The sequence below is a fragment of the Methylobacterium sp. UNCCL125 genome, from assembly GCF_900116795.1.
GTDB lineage: Bacteria > Pseudomonadota > Alphaproteobacteria > Rhizobiales > Beijerinckiaceae > Methylobacterium > Methylobacterium fujisawaense.
The window spans coordinates 77679-101348 of the sequence record NZ_FPBW01000021.1; the positions used below are offsets into that span (position 1 = coordinate 77679).

The 23670-nt window shown below is 71.2% G+C and carries 18 protein-coding genes and 1 pseudogene; 10 read left to right on the plus strand and 9 right to left on the minus strand.

Translation table 11 applies throughout. The features are described from left to right. Positions 1-167: 167 nt before the first annotated feature. Positions 168-2081, minus strand: a complete 1914-nt coding sequence (dnaK, locus tag BM396_RS21170; RefSeq protein WP_043357850.1) for a molecular chaperone DnaK — start codon at positions 2079-2081, stop codon at positions 168-170. A gap of 393 nt (positions 2082-2474) precedes the next feature. Between dnaK and BM396_RS21175 the strand changes: the two genes are divergently transcribed. Then, on the plus strand, positions 2475-3458 hold the full coding sequence (locus BM396_RS21175; RefSeq protein ID WP_043385225.1) for a hypothetical protein: 984 nt from the start codon (positions 2475-2477) through the stop codon (positions 3456-3458). Positions 3459-3623: 165 nt separating this feature from the next. Here BM396_RS21175 and BM396_RS21180 read toward each other — a convergent pair whose 3' ends face one another. Beyond that, positions 3624-4298, minus strand: coding sequence for a YqgE/AlgH family protein (locus BM396_RS21180; RefSeq protein WP_257787385.1), 675 nt, complete (start codon positions 4296-4298; stop codon positions 3624-3626). Between the two features lie 372 nt (positions 4299-4670). On the opposite strand from BM396_RS21180, the gene BM396_RS21185 reads away from it, so the two are divergent. Beyond that, complete coding sequence (locus BM396_RS21185) at positions 4671-5150, plus strand: peroxiredoxin (protein ID WP_043357846.1); 480 nt, start codon at positions 4671-4673, stop codon at positions 5148-5150. Positions 5151-5242: 92 nt separating this feature from the next. Next, positions 5243-5884 (plus strand): DedA family protein, encoded by a 642-nt coding sequence (locus tag BM396_RS21190; protein ID WP_043385228.1) that lies wholly within the window; start codon positions 5243-5245, stop codon positions 5882-5884. A 6-nt stretch (positions 5885-5890) separates the two neighbouring features. Here the strand turns inward: BM396_RS21190 and BM396_RS21195 are convergent, their stop codons facing one another. Both BM396_RS21195 and BM396_RS21200 read right to left on the minus strand, forming a co-directional pair. After that, positions 5891-6649: a restriction endonuclease gene (locus tag BM396_RS21195; protein WP_043385231.1), complete on the minus strand. Its 759-nt coding sequence runs from the start codon at positions 6647-6649 to the stop codon at positions 5891-5893. Between the two features lie 98 nt (positions 6650-6747). Further along, entirely contained in the window at positions 6748-7161 is a 414-nt protein-coding gene (locus BM396_RS21200) for a Ros/MucR family transcriptional regulator (protein ID WP_043357841.1), read from the minus strand. A gap of 407 nt (positions 7162-7568) precedes the next feature. Between BM396_RS21200 and BM396_RS21205 the strand changes: the two genes are divergently transcribed. Beyond that, a complete protein-coding gene (locus BM396_RS21205; protein ID WP_043385234.1) occupies positions 7569-10244 on the plus strand; it encodes a bifunctional acetate--CoA ligase family protein/GNAT family N-acetyltransferase in 2676 nt (891 codons plus the stop codon). A gap of 57 nt (positions 10245-10301) precedes the next feature. Here the strand turns inward: BM396_RS21205 and BM396_RS21210 are convergent, their stop codons facing one another. Together BM396_RS21210 and BM396_RS21215 are read right to left on the minus strand one after the other, a co-directional pair. Beyond that, positions 10302-10835, minus strand: a complete 534-nt coding sequence (locus BM396_RS21210) for a Dps family protein (protein ID WP_043385237.1) — start codon at positions 10833-10835, stop codon at positions 10302-10304. Positions 10836-10971: 136 nt separating this feature from the next. Then, entirely contained in the window at positions 10972-12789 is a 1818-nt protein-coding gene (locus BM396_RS21215; protein WP_043385240.1) for a L,D-transpeptidase family protein, read from the minus strand. A 213-nt stretch (positions 12790-13002) separates the two neighbouring features. Here BM396_RS21215 and BM396_RS21220 point away from each other — a divergent pair, with 213 nt between their 5' ends. Next, entirely contained in the window at positions 13003-14121 is a 1119-nt protein-coding gene (locus BM396_RS21220; RefSeq protein ID WP_043385243.1) for an acyltransferase family protein, read from the plus strand. Here the strand turns inward: BM396_RS21220 and BM396_RS21225 are convergent. After that, complete coding sequence (locus BM396_RS21225) at positions 14108-15286, minus strand: endo-1,4-beta-xylanase (RefSeq protein WP_043385247.1); 1179 nt, start codon at positions 15284-15286, stop codon at positions 14108-14110. The two genes, BM396_RS21220 and BM396_RS21225, sit on opposite strands and share 14 nt — an antisense overlap. A gap of 153 nt (positions 15287-15439) precedes the next feature. Here BM396_RS21225 and BM396_RS21230 point away from each other — a divergent pair, with 153 nt between their 5' ends. Further along, positions 15440-16282, plus strand: a complete 843-nt coding sequence (locus BM396_RS21230; RefSeq protein WP_043385250.1) for an SDR family NAD(P)-dependent oxidoreductase — start codon at positions 15440-15442, stop codon at positions 16280-16282. 150 nt (positions 16283-16432) lie between these two features. Here the strand turns inward: BM396_RS21230 and BM396_RS21235 are convergent. Then, positions 16433-16721, minus strand: a pseudogene (locus tag BM396_RS21235) (GIY-YIG nuclease family protein). A 219-nt stretch (positions 16722-16940) separates the two neighbouring features. Here BM396_RS21235 and zwf point away from each other — a divergent pair. Continuing rightward, a complete protein-coding gene (gene zwf, locus BM396_RS21240; RefSeq protein WP_043357817.1) occupies positions 16941-18413 on the plus strand; it encodes a glucose-6-phosphate dehydrogenase in 1473 nt (490 codons plus the stop codon). Between the two features lie 121 nt (positions 18414-18534). Further along, positions 18535-18735: a hypothetical protein gene (locus BM396_RS21245; RefSeq protein ID WP_043357814.1), complete on the plus strand. Its 201-nt coding sequence runs from the start codon at positions 18535-18537 to the stop codon at positions 18733-18735. Positions 18736-18834: 99 nt separating this feature from the next. Here the strand turns inward: BM396_RS21245 and BM396_RS21250 are convergent, their stop codons facing one another. Beyond that, the gene (locus BM396_RS21250; protein ID WP_043385253.1) at positions 18835-20349 is read right to left on the minus strand and encodes an OpgD/OpgG family glucan biosynthesis protein; all 1515 of its coding nucleotides are present in this window, start codon (positions 20347-20349) and stop codon (positions 18835-18837) included. Positions 20350-20620: 271 nt separating this feature from the next. Here BM396_RS21250 and mdoH point away from each other — a divergent pair, with 271 nt between their 5' ends. Both mdoH and BM396_RS21260 read left to right on the plus strand, forming a co-directional pair. Continuing rightward, the gene (gene mdoH, locus BM396_RS21255; protein ID WP_043385256.1) at positions 20621-22549 is read left to right on the plus strand and encodes a glucans biosynthesis glucosyltransferase MdoH; all 1929 of its coding nucleotides are present in this window, start codon (positions 20621-20623) and stop codon (positions 22547-22549) included. 411 nt (positions 22550-22960) lie between these two features. Next, positions 22961-23626, plus strand: coding sequence for a L,D-transpeptidase (locus BM396_RS21260; RefSeq protein ID WP_043385259.1), 666 nt, complete (start codon positions 22961-22963; stop codon positions 23624-23626). Positions 23627-23670 lie beyond the last annotated feature (44 nt).

Below are 23670 nucleotides of genomic sequence, written 5' to 3' on the forward strand. Positions count from 1 at the left end.
ATGTGCGGACCGATGCACGTCGCGATTCGCGCTCTAGCACGGGCCGGCAGCCCGCGGCTCCGATCCGGGCGATATCCCGCGTCCTGCGGCGCCTGCGCAACAGCGCGTGTCAAGCAAAGGCGGGGCCGGATCGCTCCGGCCCCGCACGGTCGTCTCCGACCCGCGCCTCAGGCGCGCTTCTTCTGGTCCTTCTCATCGACCTCCTGGAAGTCGGCGTCGATGACGTCGTCCTTCTTCTCGGAGGCCGCCTCGGCACCGGCGTCGGGGCCGGCCGCCTGATTGGCGGCGTACATGGCCTCGCCGAGCTTCATCGAAGCCTGCATCAGGTCCGTGGTGCGGGCCTTGATGGCTTCGACATCCTCACCCTCGAGGGCGGTCTTGAGCGCGGTCATCGCGGTCTCGATGGCGCCCTTGTCGGCGGCCGGGACCTTGTCGCCGTACTCGGTCACCGACTTCTCGGTGGCGTGGATCAGGCTCTCGCCCTGGTTCTTCACCTCGACCAGCTCGCGGCGCTTCTTGTCGGCCTCGGCATTCGCCTCGGCGTCCTTCACCATCCGGTCGATGTCGGCGTCCGAGAGGCCGCCCGAGGCCTGGATGCGGATCTGGTGCTCCTTGTTGGTCGCCTTGTCCTTGGCCGTCACGTTGACGATGCCGTTGGCGTCGATGTCGAAGGTCACCTCGATCTGCGGCATGCCGCGGGGCGCCGGCGGGATGCCGACGAGGTCGAACTGGCCGAGCAGCTTGTTGTCGGCCGCCATCTCGCGCTCGCCCTGGAAGACCCGGATCGTGACGGCGTTCTGGTTGTCCTCCGCCGTCGAGAAGGTCTGGGACTTCTTGGTCGGGATCGTGGTGTTGCGGTCGATGAGCCGGGTGAACACGCCGCCCAGCGTCTCGATGCCCAGCGACAGCGGGGTCACGTCGAGGAGCAGCACGTCCTTGACGTCGCCCTGGAGAACGCCGGCCTGCACGGCGGCGCCGATGGCCACGACCTCATCCGGGTTGACGCCCTTGTGGGGCTCCTTGCCGAAGAAGGACTTCACCACCTCCTGGATCTTCGGCATGCGGATCATGCCGCCGACCAGCACCACCTCGTCGATCTCGGAGGCCGAGACGCCGGCATCCTTGAGCGCCTTGCGGCAGGGCTCGATCGTCCGCTGCACCAGATCGTCGACCAGCGACTCGAACTTCGCCCGGCTGAGCTTCAGCGCGAGGTGCTTCGGGCCGGTGTTGTCGGCGGTGATGTAGGGCAGGTTGATCTCGGTCTGGGTGGCCGAGGACAGCTCGATCTTGGCCTTCTCGGCCGCCTCCTTGAGGCGCTGGAGGGCAAGCTTGTCCTTGGTCAGGTCAATGCCCTGCTCCTTCTTGAACTCGGAGGTCAGGTATTCGACGATCCGGTTGTCGAAGTCCTCGCCGCCCAGGAAGGTGTCGCCGTTGGTGGACTTCACCTCGAACACGCCGTCGCCGATCTCGAGGATCGACACGTCGAAGGTGCCGCCGCCGAGGTCGTAGACCGCGATCGTACCGGCCTTCTTCTTGTCGAGGCCGTAGGCGAGCGCCGCCGCGGTCGGCTCGTTGATGATGCGCAGAACCTCAAGGCCCGCGATCTTGCCGGCATCCTTGGTGGCTTGGCGCTGGGCGTCGTTGAAGTAGGCGGGGACGGTGATGACCGCCTGCGTCACCGGCTGGCCGAGATGGGCCTCCGCGGTCTCCTTCATCTTCTGCAGCGTGAAGGCGGAGATCTGCGACGGCGAATACTTCTTGCCGTCCGCCTCGACCCAGGCGTCGCCGTTGTCGCCGCGGGCGATCTTGTAGGGGACGAGGCCCTTGTCCTTCTGGGTCAGCGGATCGTCGTAGGTGCGGCCGATCAGCCGCTTGATGGCGAAGAACGTGCGCTCTGGGTTCGTGACCGCCTGGCGCTTGGCCGGCTGGCCGACGAGCCGCTCGCCGTCATCCGTGAAGGCGACGATCGACGGCGTGGTGCGCGCGCCTTCCGAATTCTCGATGACCTTGGGCTGCGTGCCATCCATCACGGCCACGCAGGAATTGGTGGTGCCCAGGTCGATGCCGATAACTTTACCCATGGCGGGATCCCTCTTTTCGTCGCGTTCAAGCAGACCGCCGAGCCCCGAAGCAGCTCGGCCCATGGCGGTGTACGGAGGTGATGTGAGTATGGGACCCGGGCCGGATCAAGGGCCGTGAACGGCTGAAACCCAGCGCGCAATCCCGCGTCGAGGGCGATATAAGAACCCCGTTCCGGGCTCGCAAGGCAAAGCCTGCGCGGCGGCATTCATCCCGCACAGGCGCGCCATATCCTTGTCATTCCGGCAGGATCTCGCCGCAGGGCCGCCCTCTGCCCGGCGGCGTGACTGCATTTTGTTGCTTCGCTGCCACGTCGGCGCCATCGACGCCGTGTTAACGCTTCGACAAGGGGTTGCGCGTGGCCCCGCCACTTCGTGTCCCCGTCGTAGAGTCCGATGCGCCCGATCCGCAGTCTCCTGCTTCCGATCCTGGCGGTCGCCGTCGCGGCGCCCGGGATGCTCGCCGCCCCTCCGGCGCAGGCCCAGAATTTCTTCGAGCGCCTGTTCGGCATCAAGCCGGAGCGGCCGCCGGTGCCGCCCCGCGGCCTCCCAGAGGCGCCGCCGGCTCCCGCCGCGCCGGGCGAGCCGGGCCCGCCCGCGGCCCCTGAGGCGCCCCGGCCCGCCCCTGCGCCGGCCCGCCCGATCGTTCTGAAGACGCCCTCCGAGGACGGCGTGATCGGCCAGGATCTGCAGCTCAACGGCCTGTCCGGAACCCTGAAGCTGGAACGGTCCGGCACCGCCGTCACGGCGCGGATCAAGCTACCGGGGACCAAGATCTCGCAGCCGGCGGAATCGTGCACGGTTCCCCTCGCCGGCGGCAACCCGGTGACGCTCAGCGCCGAGGGCAAGCCCGAGGGCGTGCCGCGCTTCGAGGCGGCCGGGGCCGAGTGCCCGCTGCGCTTCGACGTGACCGAGGGCGGCGTCCTGGTCTCGAGCCTCGGTGCGGGCCCGATCTGTACCTTCTCGGCGGCGGATTGCGCCACGACGCCGGTGGGCCTCTGGGGGCCGGCCGCCGCCACCCTGATCCCGCGGGCCGGCGAGTTCGACACCGCCCGGGGCGTCGCCGACAAGGCCGTTCGGGACAATTACAAGCTGATGACCCAGCGCGCCCGGCGCGAGGACGTGCGGCCGATCGTCAGCGAGCAGGCGGCCTTCTCGTCGGACCGGGAGCAGCTCTGCCGCACCTATGCGCGGGAGGGCACACACGGGTTCTGCCACCTGCGGGTGACGGAGAACCGCGCCCTGGCCCTGGCGACCCGGCTCGGCGCCAACACGGCGACGCCCACGGCCGCCGTCGCGCCGCGCAGGCCGCGTCCCAAGCCCGCCGTCGAAGGCATGAACCCGGACGCGGCCGGCGGCGGCGACGTGCTTCCGGAATAGGTGGAGGCGCGGCGCGCCGGCTCCGTCGGCCCGGCGCTCTGACGCCCGCGGCATCGCGAGCGCTGGGCCGCGGCCCAGGGCGGCAGGAGGCCGGACAGCCTGGGCTGGCGGGATTGCCCCGCTCGCAAGCACCGGGGCGCCGCAAATCTCCGAGGTCGGTGCCGATCAGGCCCGGCCGGCGGTCATCGACAGCATCGCCGGGTCGATGCCGTTGGCCCGCAGGGCGAGGTCGTACTTGGCGTCGAGGTCGGCGTTGAAGATCAGGGCGGGATCGGCCGGGCAGTTGAGCCAGCCGTTGGCCATGATCTCGCTCTCCAGCTGACCCGCCTGCCAGCCGGCATAGCCCAACGCGAGCACGGCGCTCGCCGGCCCCTCGCCGCTGGCGATGGCGCGGAGGATCTCCACGGTCGCGGTCAGGCAGATTCCGTCGTCGATGATCAGCGTCGATTGCTGGATGTGGAAATCGTCGCTGTGGAGCACGAAGCCGCGCCGTCCTTCCACCGGACCGCCCATCAGGACCGGCATGTGGCCGACCCGCTCGCGGAGGCGAATCGCATCCGCCTCGGGCGCCACGTCGAGCTGGACCAGGAGGTCCGGCATGCTGATGTCGGTCGCCGCCTTGTTGACGATGATGCCCATCGCCCCGTCGGCGGAATGGGCGCAGACATAGATCACCGAACGGGCGAAGCGCTCGTCGGCCATGCCGGGCATGGCCACGAGGAATTGCCCGTCGAGGAAGTTCGGACCCGACAGCTCCGTCTGAAGCGGCGACGCGGCCTTGCCGGCCAGCGAAGACGCTGCCGACGGGGGATCGGGCCTGCGGTGCGGAGGGTGCGCCATACGTCCATGCTACGCCCCGTCTCCTAGTTGTCCAGCGGGCAATAGGGACGCAGCAAGCCTCCCCCAAGCTTGTGCGCGTCGCAATCCGTGTCCCGCAATGCCGAGGACGGTCCGGGTCGCGGCCGGCGCGGTTGCGGCCGCGGCCCGATGGTCACGGCGGGTGTCGTGCCCTCTCCCGCTCTCGACGTTGGGGAGCAGAGGGCGCGGATCGAGCGGTCTCACAAGATCGAGCGCCTCGGCATCAAGCGCCTCGGCCCGTGCGTGTGGTTCAAGCCGGACTGGGCCGCATCCTCGACAGGCATCCCCTGCCACGCTAGGTCAGGCGCGCTGCTCACGCGTGCCATCCCAGCGCGCGACAACGAGGGACCCGCGATGATCCAGGTCGGCGACCACCTGCCCCAGGCCACCTTCCGGGTGATCGGCCCCGAGGGCCCGATCGCGCGCACCACCGACGACGTGTTCAAGGGCCGGCGCGTGGTCCTGATCGGCGTGCCGGGCGCGTTCACCCCCAGCTGCCACCGCAACCACCTGCCGGGCTTCGTCACCCACAAGGACGAGATCCTCGGACGCGGCGTCGATGCCATTGCGGTGACGAGCGTCAACGACGTGTTCGTGCTCGACGCGTGGTCGAAGGCGAGCGGCGCGGAAGGGCTGGAATTCCTGGCCGACGGCAACGCCGATTTCGCCAAGGCCATCGGCCTCGAGATGGACGGCACGGGTTTCGGCCTCGGGATGCGCTCGAAGCGCTACTCGATGCTGGTCGAGGACGGCGTCGTCCGGATCCTCAACGTCGAGGAGACGCCCTCGAAGGCGGAGGCCTCGGGCGCCGAGGCCCTGCTGAAGGTCCTCTGACCGCGCCGCGCTCCGCGGATCGGCCCTTTTAAGGCCACGATCCATCCGCTTGTGTCGCCGGGCTTTGCCCGGAGACCGGCCCCGAGGACCGCATGGCCTTCCTGAACGATCTGCCCATCGCCGAGCTGATCGCGAATTACGGATACATCGCGATCTTCGTGATCATCACCCTCGAGAGCGCCGGCGTGCCATGCCCCGGCGAGACGGTGCTGATCTCGGCCGCCGTCTATGCGGGCAGCACCGGCAATTTGAATATCGGCCTGGTCATCGCCGCGGCCGCGGCGGCGGCGATCCTGGGCGACAATGTCGGCTATTGGGCGGGGCGGCGCTGGGGCATGCCGCTGCTCCTGCGCTACGGTCACCTCATCGCCCTCGATCACGGGCGGCTCAAGCTCGGCCAGTATCTGTTCCGCCGGCACGGAGGCAAGATCGTGTTCTTCGGCCGCTTCACCGCGATGCTGCGCGCCTACGCGGCCGTGCTCGCCGGGGTCAACCGTCTGGATGCCCGGCGCTTCTTCGCCTTCAACGCCCTCGGCGGCGTCGTCTGGGCCGGCAGCATGGGGATCGGCTCCTACTATTGCGGGCGCCAGATCGAGCACATCGTCGGCCCGGTCGGCCTGACCCTGCTGGCGCTCGTGGTGTTCGGAGGCCTGGCCCTCTGGCTGTTCGTGCGTCGGCACGAGGCGCGGCTGCTCAGCGAGGCGGAGACCGCCATCCCCGGGCCGCTTGCCTGACGACCGTCACGCCTCTGCGAGATCGTGCGCGTCGAGGGTGTCCAGCGCCTCGTGATGCATCAGGAGCACGCCGGTCGCCGTGGCGAGCCGGCGCGCGGCCGGGGTGAAGCCGGCATTGGAGACCACGGCGGCCCGGTCCCCGTCCCAGTAGCGCAGCGCCGCGGCCGCTTCCTGCACGGCGGCGTTGCCGACGGGCTTGCTCAGCCGCTTGCATTGCACCACGAGGCGCAGGCCGTCCTGCACCGCGACGATGTCGGCGCCCTGGTCGCCGCTCGCCGGCGTCCGGTGCGTCCGCCAGCCCGCCCGGGTCAGGCGCTCGGCGCAGTAGCGCTCGTAGTCCAGCCCGTCCCCCGGCGCCTCGTCCTCCTCCGGGAGGGCGACGGCCGCCGCCTCGGCCTCGATGATCGCCAGCATCCGCTCGTGCTCCACCTCGGCGAGGTCGGCGAAGCGGGGGCCGAGCTGCGGCAGGACGGTCCGGTCGAGAAAGTAGTCCCGCTCGCGCAGCCAGCCGTCCTCGATCCAGTTGCCGTAAGGATCGCAGTAGCTCTCCTGACGCCGCCGCAGCGCCAGCGTGTCGGCATGCGCCCGGGCGATCCGCCGCACCCGGGCACGGAAGCGGCGCTTGCGCCCGAGATGCCGGAGCAGGACCAGGACGAGGGCCAGGCCCGTCGCGGCCAGGGCCGGCCGGCCGTACCAGAGCCCGAACGGAAGGCCGATCACGGCCGTCCAGAACAGGCGGGCAACGGGATTGGGCTTGCCGGGCATCGGGTCTCTGAGGCGCTGACGGGCCCCTGACCCTCGCAAGCTTGGCTTGCCCGATGCCTAACCCGGATCCGAAAGCTGTGGACGCGCTCGGCGCGCCCTCAGCCCTTCCGCCGCTGGTGGCCGAGGCCCATGCTCTTGGCGAGACTGGAGCGCGCCGCGGCGTAGTTCGGCGCCACCATCGGATAATCGGGCGGAAGGCCCCATTTCGTCCGGTATTCCTCGGGCGTGAGGTTGTAGTGCGTGCGCAGATGGCGCTTGAGCGACTTGAACTTCTTGCCGTCCTCCAGACACACGATGAAGTCGGGCTGGACCGAGCGCCGGACCGGCACGGCCGGCCGCAATTCCTCCGTCGGCGTGATGGCCGGCTCGCCGAGACCGTGCAGCGTCGCGTGGATGGCCGCGATGAGCCCGGGCAGCTCCGGCGCAGGCACCGGATTGTTGCTCACGAAGGCCGACACGATGTCGACGGACAGCGCGAGATAGTCCGGTTGCCCTTCACCCGTGGCGTCCATCCCATAACCTCCTGTCGATCCCGGCTCGCCGCCAACCCGAGGTGCCGGCCGGAATCTGTCTCTGCTCAACCCGATACAGGGTAGTTAAGCAGCAGTTACTATGGTGGTGGGAATTTAATAGCAAGACCAATCTACACACGCCCACAACTGCCGTCTTGGAGTGGATAAAGCGCGCTGGATATTGGACAAAAGGACGTCGCCAACGATGCCGTCGGGGCGATCGTTCGGTGTCCCCATGTCGCGTGCCGCTCGGGCGTTGCAGGCGCGCCGGATCGCGCCATCTGAGGGGGGGCAGTGGGCGTTCCATGAGCCGTGCCCGATCGGACGAAGCGGGGGACCAGATGCGTGCCGGCACGAACGGCCTGCGGAAGCTCATCCCGTGACGGCGGCGCCGTGAGCCGCCGGTCATGAGCACATACCGGTTCGACAAACTGCTGGCGCCCCGGTCGGTCGCCCTGGTGGGTGCGGTCGCCCGCGTGGGCTCACTGGGGCGCAGCGTGTTCGACAGCCTGCGCGCCGCGGGCTTTCCCGGCGCGATCCTGCCGGTCCAGCCCGATCAGGCGACGGTCGAGGGGCTGCCCTGCGTGCCCAGGGTCGCGGATCTCCCCGTCGCCCCCGATCTCGTTCTGATCGCGGTGCCGCCGCCGCGCGTGCCCGAGGTCGTCGCGCAGGCCGCCGCGATCGGCGCCGGGGCGGCGGTGATCCTCACCGCCCGGCTCGGGTCCGAGCCGGACGATCCCGGCCCGGTCGCCCACCGGATCGCCCGCGCCCACGGCCTGCGCCTGCTCGGTCCCGACAGCGCCGGCCTCGCGGTGCCGGGTGCCAAGCTCAACGCCAGCCTGTTCGCCCATGCCCCCGCGTCCGGCGACCTCGCCCTCGTCTCGCAATCCGGCACGGTCGCGGCCGCCATCGTCGCCTGGGGCGCCCGCCACGGGACCGGCTTCTCGGCGGTTCTCTCGCTCGGCAGCGTCCTCGATATCGGCGTGGCCGATTGCCTCGACCACTTCGCTGCCGATTATCACACCCGCGCGATCCTGCTCTGCCTCGACAGGGTCGCGGATGCCCGCCGCTTCATGTCGGCCGCCCGGGCCGCCGCGCGGGCCAAGCCCGTCGTGGTGCTTCGGGCCGGCCGGCACCGCCCGGACACGCGCGCCGCCGCCACCCATACCGGCGCCCTGGCCCGTCCGGATGCGGTCTACGCGGCGGCGTTCCGGCGGGCGGGCCTGCTGGCCGTGCCGGACCTCGACGCGATGTTCTCCGCTGTGGAGACCCTGGGGCGCCAGCGGCCCTTTCCGGGCCACCGGCTGGCGATCGTGTCGAACGGCCGCGGCATCGGGCTGCTCGCCGCGGATCGGCTGATCGAGCGGGCCGGGACCCTGGCGGCGCCCGCCGAGGCGGACGGCCGCGCGCCGGGCAACCCTCTCGATCTCGGCATCGATGCCGCCGGGCCGGCCTTCTCCGCTGCGCTGGCACCCCTGCTGACCGATCGGACGAGCGACGCCGTGCTGGCGATCCATGTGCCCACGATTCGTTCGGAGGCGGGCGCGGTGGCGCGTGCCATCGCCGAGACGGTCGAGACCGCCCGGGCCGGCCAATCCCGCAAGAAGCCCGTCTTCGCGGTCTCGCTGGGCGACGCGGAGGCGGGGCGCGAGACCTTCGCGCAGGCCGGGATCCCGCACTTCACCACCGATTCCGAGGCGATCGAGGGCTTCCTGCACCTCGTGCGCTACCGCGAGGCGCAGGACGACCTGATGCGCACGCCGGACTCGCTGCCGCGGGACTTCTCCCCCGACACGGCGCGGGCCCGCTCGATCGTCGCCGGGGCGCTGCAGCAGGGGGCCGCCTGGCTCGACCCGGTGGCGGTCAACGGCCTCTTGGAGGCCTACGGGATTCCGACCGTGCCGATCACGCTGGCGCCCGACAAGGACGCGGCGGCGGCGGCCGCGTGGCCGATCATCGCGGCGGGCGGTACGGTGGCGCTGAAGGTCGTCTCGCCGGACGTGGTGCACAAATCCGACATCGGCGGCGTCCATCTCGACCTGACCAGCGAGGCCGACGTGGCGGACGCGGCCCGCAGCATCCTGGCCCGCGCGCGCCGGGAGCGGCCGGATGCCCGGGTGACCGGTTTTGCCGTGCAGCCGATGGTCCGCCGCGGCCAGCGCCGCGAGCTGATCGCCGGGCTCGCCGAGGATGCGGTGTTCGGCCCGGTCGTGGTCTTCGGCCGGGGCGGCACCGCCGTGGAGGTGATCGACGACCGCGCCCTCGGCCTGCCGCCGCTGGACCTGACCCTCGCGCGCGACCTCATCGCCCGCACCCGGGTCGCGCGGCGCCTCGAAGCCTACCGCGACGTGCCCGCCGCCGATCTCGGGGCGATCGCGCTGACGCTGGTGAAGCTGTCCCAGCTCGCCGCCGACCTGCCGCAGGTGCGCGAACTCGACATCAACCCGCTTCTGGCCGACGAGACCGGCGTGCTGGCCCTCGACGCGCGGGTCCGGATCGGGCGCGCCGAGCGCGGAGCCGACGGACGCGGCCATCCGCGCTTCGCGATCCGGCCCTACCCGGCCGAATGGGTCCGGACGCTCAACCTCAAGGACCGGACGGTGCGGGTGCGGCCGGTGCGCCCGGAGGACGAGGGCCTGTTCCTGACCTTCTTCAAGGGACTCGACCCGGAGGATCTGCGGCTGCGGTTCTTCGGCCCGGTACGCGAGTTCAGCCACGCCTTCCTGGCGCGTCTGACGCAGCTCGACTACGCCCGCGCCATCGCCTTCGTGGCCACGGAGATCGAACCGGGCGGCGGCGAGCGCATGCTCGGCGCAGTCCGGCTGCATGCCGACGCCAACCATGAGAGCGGCGAGTACGCGATCGCGGTCGGCCGCGATGCCCGGGGGACCGGCCTCGCCTTCGCGTTGATGCGCCTCATGATCGACTGGGCGCAGTCCGAGGGCATCGGGCGGGTCGAGGGCACGGTGCTCGCCGAGAACCGGCCGATGCTGGCGGTGTGCCGCCGCCTCGGGTTCACGCAGGGGCGGGATCCCGACGACCCGGGACTCGTGAAGGTGCACCTCGATCTCGCCGGCAGTTAGCGGCGGCGCGACGAGGCCGGACCCGACATCGGCCGTGCCGATGCCGGGAGGCGCGGCTCAGTGGCCGCTGTCGGTCGCGTTGCGGGTGGTCTCGTAGAGGAACCACGTGCGCTCCTCGGACTGGTCGATCCATTCCTCCAGCTGCGAGGTCGTCGCAACGTCGCCCGCCTCATCGGTCACGCCGTGGAGCGTGCGCATGTTGGCGGTGAGGGCCTTGTTGTCGTCGCGCAGCTCCTTGAGCATGTCGAGGGGCGAGACATACTCGGCATCGTTGTCGGCCACGCGGGTCAGGCTCTTGGCCTGGCCGAGCGAGCGCAGCACCGTGCCGCCGATCTTGCGGGCGCGCTCATTCACGGCGTCGATGATCTCGAAGATCTGAGCGGCCTGCTCATCCAACAGGAGGTGGTAATCGCGGAAGTGGGGTCCGCTCATGTGCCAGTGAAAGTTCTTGGTCTTGATGTAGAGGGCGAACAGGTCCGAACTCAGGATCGTCAGGCCCTCGGCGATCGTCCGCACGTCGTTCGGATCAAGGTCGGTCGGGGTGTTCAGCCGCGCGCTCTCGATGCGGCTGCTCGGCTTGGCCTTGGCCATGGTGGTCTCCAGTCTGATTCCGCGGCTCGGCGCGTCGCCCCGTCTTGCTGAAAACGGGCCGATGCGCGTTCCCTGAGCCAATGACGGGCCTGCCGGGAGGTTCCGGTGGACCGAGAATCGCATGGCTGGGTTGGGCTTAGCGGATAGGTTCGACAGATTCCAAACTATGGTGCTCGGCGGCCGAGCGGCCTACCGCGGGCTTCGCGGGGGTGGGTTTGACTGCGGCGGGCTTGGTCGCAGCGGCCCGCGCCGGGGCCGGCTTCGCGTCGTGGGCGGCGCCGGGCCGGGGCGCGGTCGGCGCGGCACCGGCGGAGGCCGGCTTCGCGGAGGCCGCGTCCGCACCCGGGGGTGCTGCGGGGGGGATCGCGCCGGTAGCGGCCGGTTCCGGAGCCGGCGTGTCGAGGGCGTAGATGTCGTCGCGGAAATGCGCCTTCCCGTCCGGCGTGGCGAAGCCGGTGAGATACACGAAGACGACCGGGACCGGCTTGGCGAGCTTGATGTCGCGGCGCTCGCCGTCGGCGATCCCGGTTTCGATCTCGATCGGGCCCCAGTTCGTGCCCGGCCCGTTGGGCCCGTCCGTGCCCTGGAGCAGCCAGCCGACGAGCTCCTTCACCTGGCCCACCCGGACGCAGCCGTGGCTGTGGAACCGCACGCTGGCGGCGAAGAGCGATTTTGCCGGCGTATCGTGCATGTAGACGGCAAAGCGGTTCGGCATGTCGATCCGCACCTGACCCAGCGAATTGTCGAAGCCGGAATCCTGCCGCAACGTGTAATTGACCGCCTTCTCGCCGGCCCAGTCGATCCGGGTCGGATCGACCTCGCCCGAAGGGCCGAGGATCCGGATGTGGTTCTTGGCGAGATAGCCCGGATTCTTGCGCATCTGCGGGATGATCTCGTTCTTCACCACCGAGGCCGGGACGGTCCAGGTCGGGTTGAAGTTGATGTCGGTGATCCGCGTCTCGACCGGCGGCGTCGCCTTGTCGGGGGAGCCGACCACCGCGACGTAGCGGCGCGCAACGGCGCCGTTCTCCACCGCCTCCACGGCGGCGGACGGGATGTTGACCACGACGTAGCGGTCGCCGAACGGGAATTTCGAGCCCATCAGCCGGGCCGCGGAGGCGGCGAGCTGGCGCTGGCGCACCGCAGCCGGCACGTTGAGCGCATTGATCGTAAGCCGGCCAAGTATGCCGCTGTCGGGGAGGCCGTGGCGCCCCTGGAACGCCGCGATCGCCGCCACCAGGGGCGGGTCGAGGCGGTCGTTCGGCGGGGCATCCGCCGGCAGGTCGCCGGTCAGCGTCAGATGGTGGCGCAGGGCGGGGATCGCCGGATTGCGTTCGCCGGGCTTGAGGCGCGCGAGATCCTCGGGCAGCCGCTCCCAGCCGCCGGCCTCTGCGAAGGCCGCGTAGCGCTCGGCCGCCCGGAGGGTGTCGAGGAACGTCCGGGGGGTCAGCGTCGGGTTCGGGTCGGTGGAGACCTTGGCGTAGACCAGCGGGGCCGGCTCGCGGGATTTCTTGGCCGCCTCCTGAGGCTTGGCCTGCTGGGTTTTGATGTCCGACGACTTGATGTCCGACGACTTGGTGTCCTGAGCCTTGTTGTCCGGGGATTTGGCATCCTGGGCCTTGGCATCCTGCGCCTTTCCCTGCGCCGGGACAGGCTCCGGCGCGGCCTCGGCCGGCTTGGTTTCAGGGCGCTTGGCATCCGCCGCCTTGCCGGCCGTGCCCTTCGCCTCACCCTTCGCCTCCGGCATCCGGGGCTCCTGGCCCTTCGCGGCCTCCCCTGTGGCGGCGGGCGGCACCGCGACCGGCACGGCGAGCGGCGGCACCGGGCTGCCCTGCACCGCGCCGGCGCCCTGCGCCAGGGCCACGGCTGGTGCGCCGAGGAGCGCCAGCAGCGACAGGCCCGCGCCCAGGGCGGCGTGCGGGCGGGCGTGACGGCGGGGCGGGACCGGGACCATACGCAACACTCCCGACGGCGCCCGAGACAGGGCGGTCGGGCAGGATCATGGACGGCCGTGGTTACCAATCTCCTCCGGTGTTGCCGGGGCCTTGAGTCCCGGATTCACCATCCGGACACTGGTCCAGCCGCTCAGCGTGCCGTGCGGATGTCCGTCCGCACGGAAAGGGCGCTTATGCTGGGCCCCTGACGCGACAGGAGATCGACCTCCGCCATGCCGGATTCCGGGTTTCTGGTCCCGAAGACGATGCCCTACCTGCCTCAGCTCGACGGGGTGCGGGCGCTCGCCATCCTGATCGTGTTCGCGGCCCATTGCGGCTACAGCCACGTTGTGCCGGGCGGCTTCGGCGTCACCGTCTTCTTCTTCCTCAGCGGCTACCTGATCACCACGCTCCTGCGAATCGAGCGGGCGCAGACGGGCGCGGTGTCGCTCCCGGCCTTCTACCTCCGGCGCAGCCTGCGCATCCTGCCCCCGATGTACCTGACCCTGCTCGCCTCCGGCGCCCTCTACGGGGCGGGATGGCTGGACTGGATGCACGTCGAACCGGCGGCGATCCTCGGACAGGCGACGTTCCTGACCAACTATCCCGGCCTGTTCGGCACCGAGGCGGTGCTGCCGGTGCCGCTGTGGAGCCTCGCCATCGAGGAGCACTTCTACCTCGTCTTCCCGCTGGCCTTCGTGCTCTGGCTCGGGCGCCTCCGGCCGCGCCGTGCGGCTCTGGCCTGCCTGGGGCTCTGCGCGGTGGTGCTGGCGATCCGGTGCGAGAACGTCTGGCGGCTGCCGGATTACAGCCTGAACTACAGCTGGACCCACACGCGGATCGACGCGATCCTGTTCGGCTGCTGCCTCGGGTTGTGGAACAACCCGGTGGTCCCGGCCGACCGGGCGTGGCGCCCCACGGCCTGGCACGTCGCGGCCAGCCTCGCGGTGATCCTCGGAACCCTGGCGGTCCGCGAGCCCGCCTTCCGGGAGAGCCTGCGCTACACGCTCCAGAGCGCCGCCCTGTTCGTGCCCTTCGCGTACCTGCTGCACGGCGAGGGGCCTATGGTCCGGCTGCTCGCCAGCCGGCCGATGCGCCAGCTCGGGCTGTGGTCCTACAGCTTCTACCTCGCACACATGACCGTGGTGGCGCTGGTGCTGCACGTGAGGCCCGGGCTGCACGGCGTCGGGCTGATGCTGGCGGCCTTCCCGGTGACGCTGCTGTGGTGCTGGGGGATGTACGCGGTCGTCGAGCGCCCCTGCGCGCGCCTTCGCCGCCGGCTCCTCGCGGACCGGCCGCCGGAGCCGAGCCTGGCCGAGGACGGACGCCGGGCCGGCGTCACGCCCGCCTGAGCGTCTCGCGGGCGGTTTTGTGATCCGGCGCGGCCTCGAAGGCCGCCTTCATGGCGTGCCACAGGGGCTTGCGCCGGAACTGCGCGTCGAGGGGCAGGGCCCGCTGCGGCAGGCCGTCGGGCCGCTTGCGGTATGGATGGTCGTTCAGCCACGTGTCGGGGTCGTAGATGTCCCAGGTCAGGACGTCGAGGCAGGCGGGCTCGTCCAGCACCACGTCGAGGTAGCGCCGGGCGTAATCGGCCACCTTCCGGTCGCGGGTCGCCACGTCGGACGGGAAGGCGCGGTCGTCGATGTCGAGTTCGGTGATCGCGATGCCGAGCCCCATCTGGCCGATCTCCCGGAGGAAGCGCCGCAGCTGGCCCTGGTCGATCGGGATCGTGCTGGTGAGGTGCGACTGAAGCCCGAAGCGCCGGATCGGCACGCCGCGGGACCGCATCGCCTCCAGGCAGCGCAGGACCTTGGTGCGCTTGGCCTCCATCCAGGGCACGCCCTGCTCCACCGCGTCCTCGTTCCAGGTGCCGGCGGCCGCCGGGTCGGTCTCGTGCAGGATCCGGAACGCGAGATCGACGTAGCCGGGGCCGATCGCGGCGAGCCAGGGCGAGGCGCGCAGGCCCCCGCCGCGGTCGGGATCGGCCTCGTTGCCGAAGATCTCGTTGACCACGTCCCAGGCGACGATCTGGCCCCGGTAGTGGCCGGCCACCGTCTCGATCCAGCGCCGCATGAAATCCTCGGCCTGGACGGCGCTCGCCCGGCCGAGCAGCGGGCCGACCCAGGGCGGCAGCGCCGCATGCCAGACGAGCGTGTGGCCGCGCATGCGCTGGCCGTTTCCCCGCGCGAAGCGCAGGATTGCGTCGCCGCGGGCGAAGTCGGTCTTGCCGGGCGCGGGCAGGACCTCCTCCATCTTCATCTCGGTGCCGCAGACGAGGATGCCGCATTCCCGCGCCACCGCCTGCCGGTAGGCGGGCGTCGAATCGAAGCGGTGGAACGGGACCTCGCAGCCGTAGAGCAGGCCCTTGGCGGCCGCCGCGGCCTGGAGGCTGTCGCCCGACCAGGACGGACGGCCGAGGGGACCGAACCCCGCCGGGCCGGCCGCACGCGCCGCATGGGCGAGGCCGAGGGAGGCCGCACCGGCGAGGATCGACCGGCGGCTCGGGGGAGGGGGCATCCGGGTGCTTCGTTCCGAAGGGTGTCCGGTCACCCTAGCAGAAGCCGCCGCCGCGGCGATCCGCGGGTTCTGCCGGGTCGCGGGATCCGGCTCGAACTCGCCTTCCGTCCGGCTCGCCCCATCTGAAGGGCGCCACGCCTCCGAGGATCCGTCATGAGCCAGAACCCCGCGATCAGCCCCGGCCGCAGCGCGGTCGTCACCGGCGCTGCGAGCGGCATCGGGCTCGCCGCCGCGCAGGCCTTCGCGCGGGCCGGCATGAACGTCTGGCTCGCCGACCTGCCGGGGCCGGCCCTGGACGCGGCCCGCGCCGCCGTGGCCGAACTCGCCGCCGTCGAGGTCCGGGCCATACCCACCGACGTGTCGGATCGCGGGGCGGTGGAAGCCCTGGCGGCTGCCGTCGCCAAGGCCGGGCCGCCGGCCCTGGTGATGCTGAATGCCGGCATCGAGGCCGGTGGGAAACTGTTCTCCGACCCCGACACCTGGACGCGGATCCTGGGCACCAATCTCGGCGGCGTGGTCAACGGCATCCACGCCTTCGCGCCCGGCATGATCGCGGGCGGCAAGCCTGGGGCGATCATCGTCACCGGCTCGAAGCAGGGCATCACCACGCCGCCGGGCAACGCGCCCTACAACGTCTCGAAGGCGGGGGTGAAGGCGGTCACCGAGGCGCTCGCCCACGAGCTGCGCAACCGCGAAGGATGCCGGACCACCGCCCACCTGCTGATCCCGGGCTTCGTCTATACGGGCCTCACCAAGGCCCGGGGCGTCGCCGAGAAGCCCGCGGGAGCCTGGACGCCCGACGAGACCGTGGCCTTCATGCTGGAGCGGCTCACCGCCGGCGACTTCTACATCCTCTGCCCCGACAACGAGACCACCCGGGCGCAGGACGCGAAGCGGATCGCCTGGGCGGCGGGCGACATCATCGAGAACCGGCCCGCCCTGTCGCGCTGGCACCCGGATTTTTCCGAAGGCTTCAAGCGGTACATGGAGGGGTGACCCATACGGCCTCGCTCGGCCCTGGGTCACTTCGCTTCGCTCGCAAAGACGGGGGAGCGAGACTCGTCGCCTGGCTGCGCGTGGGTTGCCGCGTTCACCGTCCTTGCGAGCGCAGCGAAGCAATCCAGGGAGCCGCGACGCCGGACCTGTTCACGCGAGATCTGGATACAGGTCGTTCCAATCCGGATTCATCGCCTCGATCAGCGCGAGCTTTTTCTTCCGTGAGCCCGCCTTGATCTGCTTCTCGCGCGTGATGGCCTCATTCATCGTGGGATAGCGCTCATACCAGACGAGGCGCTTGCAATCGTAGCGGCTGGTGAAGCCCTGGAGCAGCGCCTCGCAATGCTCGTAGACCCCGCCGGGCGAGGTTGGATGTCACGCCGGTGTAGAGCGTCCCGTTGCGGCGGCTCGCCATGATGTAGACGGCCGGCTCACGCATCGTGCTGCCTTTCGGCGTCGGCGCGCGGCCCTGGGTTGCTTCGCCGTGCTCGCAAAGACGGAGCGTGACGTCATCGGGTTGCCCAAAGCTGTCGCGGCTGCGCCCCGGCCCGGGCAGCGCTGGTCCGCGCCCCGAGTCTGGCGAAGCCCTTGCACACGGGCTAGGTCAGTGCGACGCAGCCGCCGCACGAGACCAGCGCACGACAACCGGGAGCCGCACTTGGCCACGATCATTCCCGTCGCCTCCTTCGACTGCGTCGTGTTCGGCGCGACCGGCGATCTGACCGCGCGAAAGCTTCTGCCGGCCCTGTTCTACCGCTTCCGGGACGGGCAGATCCCGGAGACGAGCCGGATCATCGGTGCCTCGCGCTCGGAATTGTCCCTCGACGCCTTCCGCGAGCATGCCCGCGACGCCCTGAAGCGTTTCGTCCCCGCCGCCGACCTGTCGGAAGACATGCTCCATCGCTTCCTCGACCACGTCGACTACGTCGCGGTCGACGGCGCCGGCGACAGCGGCTGGACGGACCTCGTGGCCAAGCTCGACGAGCGGCCCGACCAGGTCCGGCCCTACTACCTCGCCACCTCGCCCGACCTCTACGGCTCGATCTGCCGCAACCTCGCCGCCCACGGGCTCGTCGGCGAGAAGTCCCGCGTCGTGCTAGAGAAGCCGATCGGCAAGGATCTGAAATCGGCCCGGGCGATCAACGACGCGGTCGGCGAGGTCTTCCCCGAATCGCAGATCTTCCGGATCGACCACTATCTCGGCAAGGAGACGGTCCAGAACCTGCTCTCGCTCCGCTTCGCCAACACGATCTTCGAGCGGCTTTGGACCTCGGACGTGATCGACCACGTCCAGATCACGGTCGCCGAGACGGTGGGGGTCGAGGGCCGGGCCGGCTACTACGACACGTCGGGCGCGATGCGCGACATGCTGCAGAACCACATCCTGCAGCTCCTGTGCCTCACCGCCATGGAGAGCCCGCTCAACCTCGAGGCGAACTCGGTCCGTGACGAGAAATTGAAGGTGCTCCGCGCCCTCAAGCCGATCACCACGCACGATATCCAGAGCGTGACGGTGCGCGGCCAGTACGTGGCGGGCGCCGTCGACGGCAAGCCCGTCGAGGGCTACCTCTCCGAGCTCGGCCACGAGAGCCGGACCGAGACCTTCGTCGCCATGAAGGTCGAGATCCAGTCCGGCCGCTGGGCCGGCGTGCCGTTCTACCTGCGCACCGGCAAGCGCCTGCCCCGGAAGCTCTCGGAGATCGTGGTGCAGTTCCGCGCCTCGCCGTTCTCGATCTTCCCCGAGGAGGCCTTCGGCCGCGAGCCGAACCGCCTCGTGATCCGCCTGCAGCCGCAGGAGGGCATGAAGCTCGAAGTCATGACCAAGGATCCGGGCCCCGGCGGCCTGCGCCTGCGTCCCACCGATCTCGACATCTCCTTCGAGGAGACCTTCAAGCAGCGCTATCCCGACGCCTACGAGCGCCTGCTGATGGACGTGGTCCGCGGCAACGCCACCCTGTTCATGCGCCGCGACGAGGTCGAGGCCGCCTGGGCCTGGGCGGACGGCGTGCTCAAGGCCTGGGCCGACCGGCCCGAGGCGCCGCGGCCCTACCCGGCTGGGAGCTGGGGGCCGACCGCCGCCATCGCGCTGATCGAGCGCGACGGCCGGACCTGGCACGAGGAACTGCGGTAACGACGGTCTTCGGCTTACGGCCAAGCTGCCTTGATACGGTCAAGCCAGATGTGAAATCTGTCTGCGCCGTCGGATACCGCCCCGCGAGAGGGCGGATACGGCGCGGCACGAGGGATCATCAATGCTGGACAATCATCACGACGCGGCCGCTCAGGCCGAGCGTCGCCTGGAGCGTTCGGTCGCCGCCGCCCTGCGCGTCATCGCCGCCGCCCATGTCGAGCGGCAGGCCCCGCCGGTCTCCGCCGCCCGTCGCCGCCTGAGCGAGGTCTACGGCGCCACCCGCCTGGCCCGCCGCCTGGAGCAGGAGCGCCGGACCGCCTGAGCGTTCGCCGCCCGAACCGTCGCGCCGCGCTCCGGTCGGAGCGGCGAGACCCGACGTCGCGCTGCCCCGGGTCGCTTCGCGTCGCGCGCGATCACGGGGTTACAGGGCGGCGTCCCAGGTCTCGCTGAGGGGCGTCGTCCCGCGGACCAGCCGGGCGCGCAGCACGACGTCGCCCGCCGGCATCGGTTCCGGCGGGCGCCACTCGACATAGATCCGCCAGCCGCCGGTCTGCGGCACGAAGTTGGCCACCGGCTCGTGCATCGTGCCGGCACTGGCCGAGACCTCGGCGGTGACCGCCTCGTCGGCAGATTTCGGCAGGCCCGGACCCTCGAAATCGATCACGCAGAGCCGCCGCTGCGGGCTCGGCGGGGTGATGGGGCGCAGGCGTTCCGCGGACCCGAATCGCGTCGAGGTCACCCGGGCGAGGGCGGCGTCCGGGATCGCCGGCACGGGCTCCGCCCCCACCGTGGTCAGGCCGTAGGTGAGATGCAGCGGCGCGCCGGGCTGCGCCGGCGCCGCGGGCACGAAGGCCGCCACGATGTTGTCCATGTACTCTTCGCCCGACGGGATCTCGAAGAGCTGCACGGCGCCGTTCGCGAAGGCGCCCCCGGCGGGATCCGGGGCCACCCACAGGCCCGGTCGCGCCTCGTGCCGCGCCTCGACGTCGAGATAGGCCGCGAAGGTCCGCTCCCGCTGCAGCAGCCCGAAGCCGGCGAGCGGCCGGGCCGCGAAGGCGGAGATCTGCGGCTGCTTGCGCCCGTTGACCAGGGGCCGCCAGATCCGGTCGACCCGCGCCGAATCGGCCCCGGCCGCGACGCAGAGGCCGTCGGAATCGTGGACCTGCGGCCGGAAGTCGTCGAACGGCTTGGCCCCCCGCGCCCCGGGCCCGTTCTGCCCGTACAGGAACATGCTGGTGAGGGGGGCCAGCCCGAGCTTCGCGATCGACCGGCGTGGATGGAGCGCCGCGGTGACGGCGATCCGCGCCGGGTCTCCGGGGCTGATGGCGAACCGGAAGGCGCCGGCCACGCTCGGGCTGTCGAGCAGCGAGAGCACCGTCAGGGTGCGGGCTTCCGGCTCCGGTTCGCAGATCCAGTGGGCGACGAAGTCGGGAAATTCCTCGCCCTCCGGCGCGCCCGTGCCGATGGCGAGCCCCCGGGCCGAGAGCCCGTATTCCTGATGGGCCGCGCGCAGGCGGAAATAGGAGGCCCCCAGGAAGACGAGAAACTCCTCCTGGAAGCCCTTCGGTCGCCACGCCGGCATGTCCGGGAAGGCGTAGTGCAGGCGGAAGCCCGCGAAGCCGAGATCCGGCGCGAAGCTCTGGCCGGCGAGCCGCCGGCCCAGATCGAACAGGCGGGTCTCGTAGGGGATCGGGCGCGCCGGCCCGCGCCGCGGCTGGAGGTAGAGCGCCACGCGCTTGCGCTGCAGGAAGCCGCGGTGGAACAGCTGGGCGCTGAAATGGTCGCCGAGGTGCAGGCTCTCGGCCGGACGGAAGGTGATGGCGCGGTAGCCGTCGTAGTCGAGGGCGGCGAGCGCCGGCGGAAGATCCTCGGGCGGGGCGGCATAGGGGGCCGCGGCGAGGCGTGCCGCCTCCGCCGACAGGGTTTCGAAGGTCATTGCGCCCCCCTGCGGCGGAAGCGCCGGCCCGGCCCACGTTCTGGACCCATTCAGATCAGCCGCGCTAGGTAGAACCGTGCCGGCAGCCGCGGCCAGAGCTGTTCGAAGAACGCGGCGTCGGGAGGGGGGATTGATCCGTTCGGCTTCCGGCGGTCTGTGCTGCCGGGTCGGCTCCGTGTCCTCACCCCGCACATCGGTATCCACGGTCATCGGTTCCCGGCCTCCGACGGCCGGGCGGCCGGCAGCCTTCCACGGTCGAGTTCCTCGCGCCATGTCCTCACGCGTCACCTCCTCCGCCGAGCGGTCGCACCGGAACGCGGATCCCGCCATACCCGATCCGTCGGACGCCGCATCCTGTCGCGAGGTCTGGACCGGCGCGGGCCGCGGCGCCCTGCGCGCCCGGCGCCTGGCCCTGGCCGTCCCGAGCCTCGGCACCGCCGGCGGTCTCGTGTGGCTCGCCGCGCTCGCCTATCCGGCGGGCGTCAGCCCGCTTGCCTGGGCGGTCCTGGTTCTGTTCGGCCTCGTGATGGGCTGGCAGGCCTTCGTCGCCTGCCAGTACGTCTACGGGTTCGTCGCTTCCCTCCTGGGCGACCGGGCGAAATCCGCGCTGGAGCGCCGCTCCGAAGCGGCGGGTGCCGGGCCGGCCGGGACCGGACGCACCGCCGCCGTGGTGGCGATCCACGCCGAGGACGCGGTCGCGGTGTTCGCCCGCCTGCGGGTGATGGCCCGCTCGCTGGCCCGTACCGACGCGCAGGGCATCGACATCTTCGTCCTCTCCGACACGCGGGACGGGGCGATCGCCGCCGTGGAGGAGCACGAATTCGCGCGCATCCAGGCCTGGGCGGCACAGGATCCGGCCCTGCCGCGGATCCGCTACCGGCGCCGGACGGAGAATGTCGGCCGCAAGGCCGGCAACATCGGCGAGTTCTGCCGCAGCTACGGTGCCGAATACGCCTTCATGATCGTGCTGGACGCCGATAGCCTGATGACCGGCGCGGCCATGACCCGGCTCGTCGGGCTGATGCAGGCGAGCCCCCGCACCGGCCTGATCCAGACCGTCTCCTACGCGGCCGGTCGCGACACGCTCTTCGCCCGCATCCAGCAATTCGCCGTCCGCCTCTACGCGCCGCTGGCCTTGCGCTGCCTGGAGACCTGGCAGGGGCCGGAGGGCAGCTACTGGGGGCACAACGCGATCCTGCGGATCGAGGCCTTCGCGGAGAATGCGCAGCTCCCGAAGCTCCCGGGCCGGGAGCCGCTGGGCGGCGAGATCCTGTGCCACGACATCGTCGAGGGCGCGCTGATGGTCCGCGCCGGTTGGGAGGTGCGGCTCCTGCCCGAGATGGGCGGCACCTGGGAGGAGATGCCCACCAACCTCATCGACCTGCTCGGCCGCGAGCGCCGCTGGTGCCAGGGCAATCTCCAGCACCTGCGCGTGCTGCCCTGGGCGGGCCTGCACGCGGCGAGCCGCTGGCATCTCCTGGTCGGGATCCTCTCCTACGGGATGCTGCCGCTCTGGATCGCCTTCCTCGGCCTCGCCGCGTGGCAGGCCGCCCGGACCGGCGATCTCGGCCTCCTGGCCTACGGGCTGACCGGGCAGGGCGCGGCCGCCCACGCTCTGGCCGCCCTCAGCCTCGCAATCCTGGCCCTGCCGAAGCTCCTCAGTCTCGTCCATGTCCTGGCATCGCCGGAGCGCCGGGCGGCCTTCGGCGGCACCCGGGCGCTGCTCGCGAGCGCCGCCCTGGAGCAGGCGGCGTGGGTGTTCCTGTGGCCGGTCCTGACCCTGTTCACCGCCGGGGCCGTGGTCTCGACCTTCTTCGGCCGGGTGGTGCGCTGGGAGACGCAGGATCGCGACGATCGGCAACTGTCCTGGGCGGAGGCCTTCCGGCTCCAGGCGGACGCCGTGGTGGTCGGCGGGCTGATGGTCTTCGCGCTGCTCCTCGTCGGGAACGCGTGGCTCGCCCTCTGGATGGCGCCGCTGGCCCTGGCGCTCCTCACGAGCCCGGCCCAGAGCGTCTGGACGAGCCGGGCCGATCTCGGCCGCGCCGCCCGGGCGCGCGGCCTGTTCCTGAACGCCGACGACACCGCGCAGGCGCCGGAGCTCGCCGAACTCGCCCAGCTCCGCGGCCTGCCCTCCGCACCGGCTCCGCTCCGGACGGTCCCCCGCGAGCCGGCCATCTGGCTCGCCGCCGACGAGGCCTGATCCGGGCGCCGGTCGCGGGCCGTCGTTCGAGCCGGCCCTCGCCGTCGTCGCGCGCAGCGAAGCGCCCCAGGAGCGTGGGACAGCAGGACCTGCCACGCTCACGAGATTGCTTCTCTCGGCGCGCAAGGACGGTGGTGCCGGCGCCATCGACCGGAGGCGGGATGCGAGCAGGCCTTCGCCGGCGGGGCGAAGGCACCGGACGCCGGGACCGTCGGCATTCATCCCGGGGCTACGGCCAAGCTGCCACAGTGTTGCCATCGAGTCACGGGCGGGCGGAACCGCCCGGGCGGGGCGGTTTCAGGCTTGGATTCGAGGCGCGAGCGTTTACCCCTTGGCGAGGATCGGCACGGCATCGTGCCCCGGTATTCGCCGCGTTCCCGCCATAGTCCGCGCCTGCCCCGAGAGGCTTTGATGCGTCGTTTTCTCCCCGCCCTGATCGGGCTTTTCGGCGTGGCCGCCTCCGCCGCGCCGGTTCTGGCCTACGAGATCGACCCGCTGACCCGCCAGCCCCTGAACGACGCGCTCACCGTGCGCGTGCGCCCGCAGGCCGTCGAGACGGTTGCGGTGCCGGTGGCGAACGCCTCGCTCAACCCCGCCGACCCGCTGAACGCCGACGCCGCGGTCCCGCAGATGTCGGCGATCCCGCGCGAGACGGTGGCCTATAACGGCCCCTACGGCGCCGGCACGATCGTCGTCTCCACCGCCGAGCGGCGGCTCTACTACGTGCTGGGCGGCGGTCAGGCCCTGCGCTACGGCGTCGGCGTCGGCCGGCCGGGCTTCACCTGGGGTGGCGTGCAGACGATCACGATGAAGCGTGAGTGGCCGGATTGGCGCCCGCCGTCGACCATGCTGAAGCGCCGGCCCGACCTGCCGCGCTACATGAAGGGCGGCCTCGAGAACCCGCTGGGCGCCCGCGCCATGTATCTCGGCGGCTCGATCTACCGGATCCACGGCTCCAATGAGCCGGAGACCATCGGCACCGCCGTCTCGTCGGGCTGCATCCGCATGACCAACGACGACGTGACGGACCTCTACACCCGCGCCAAGGTCGGCACGAAGGTCATCGTCCAGCGCTGAGGCGTTCGGACCTTTGGGAGGGGCCGGCCGTCACAGGTCGGCCC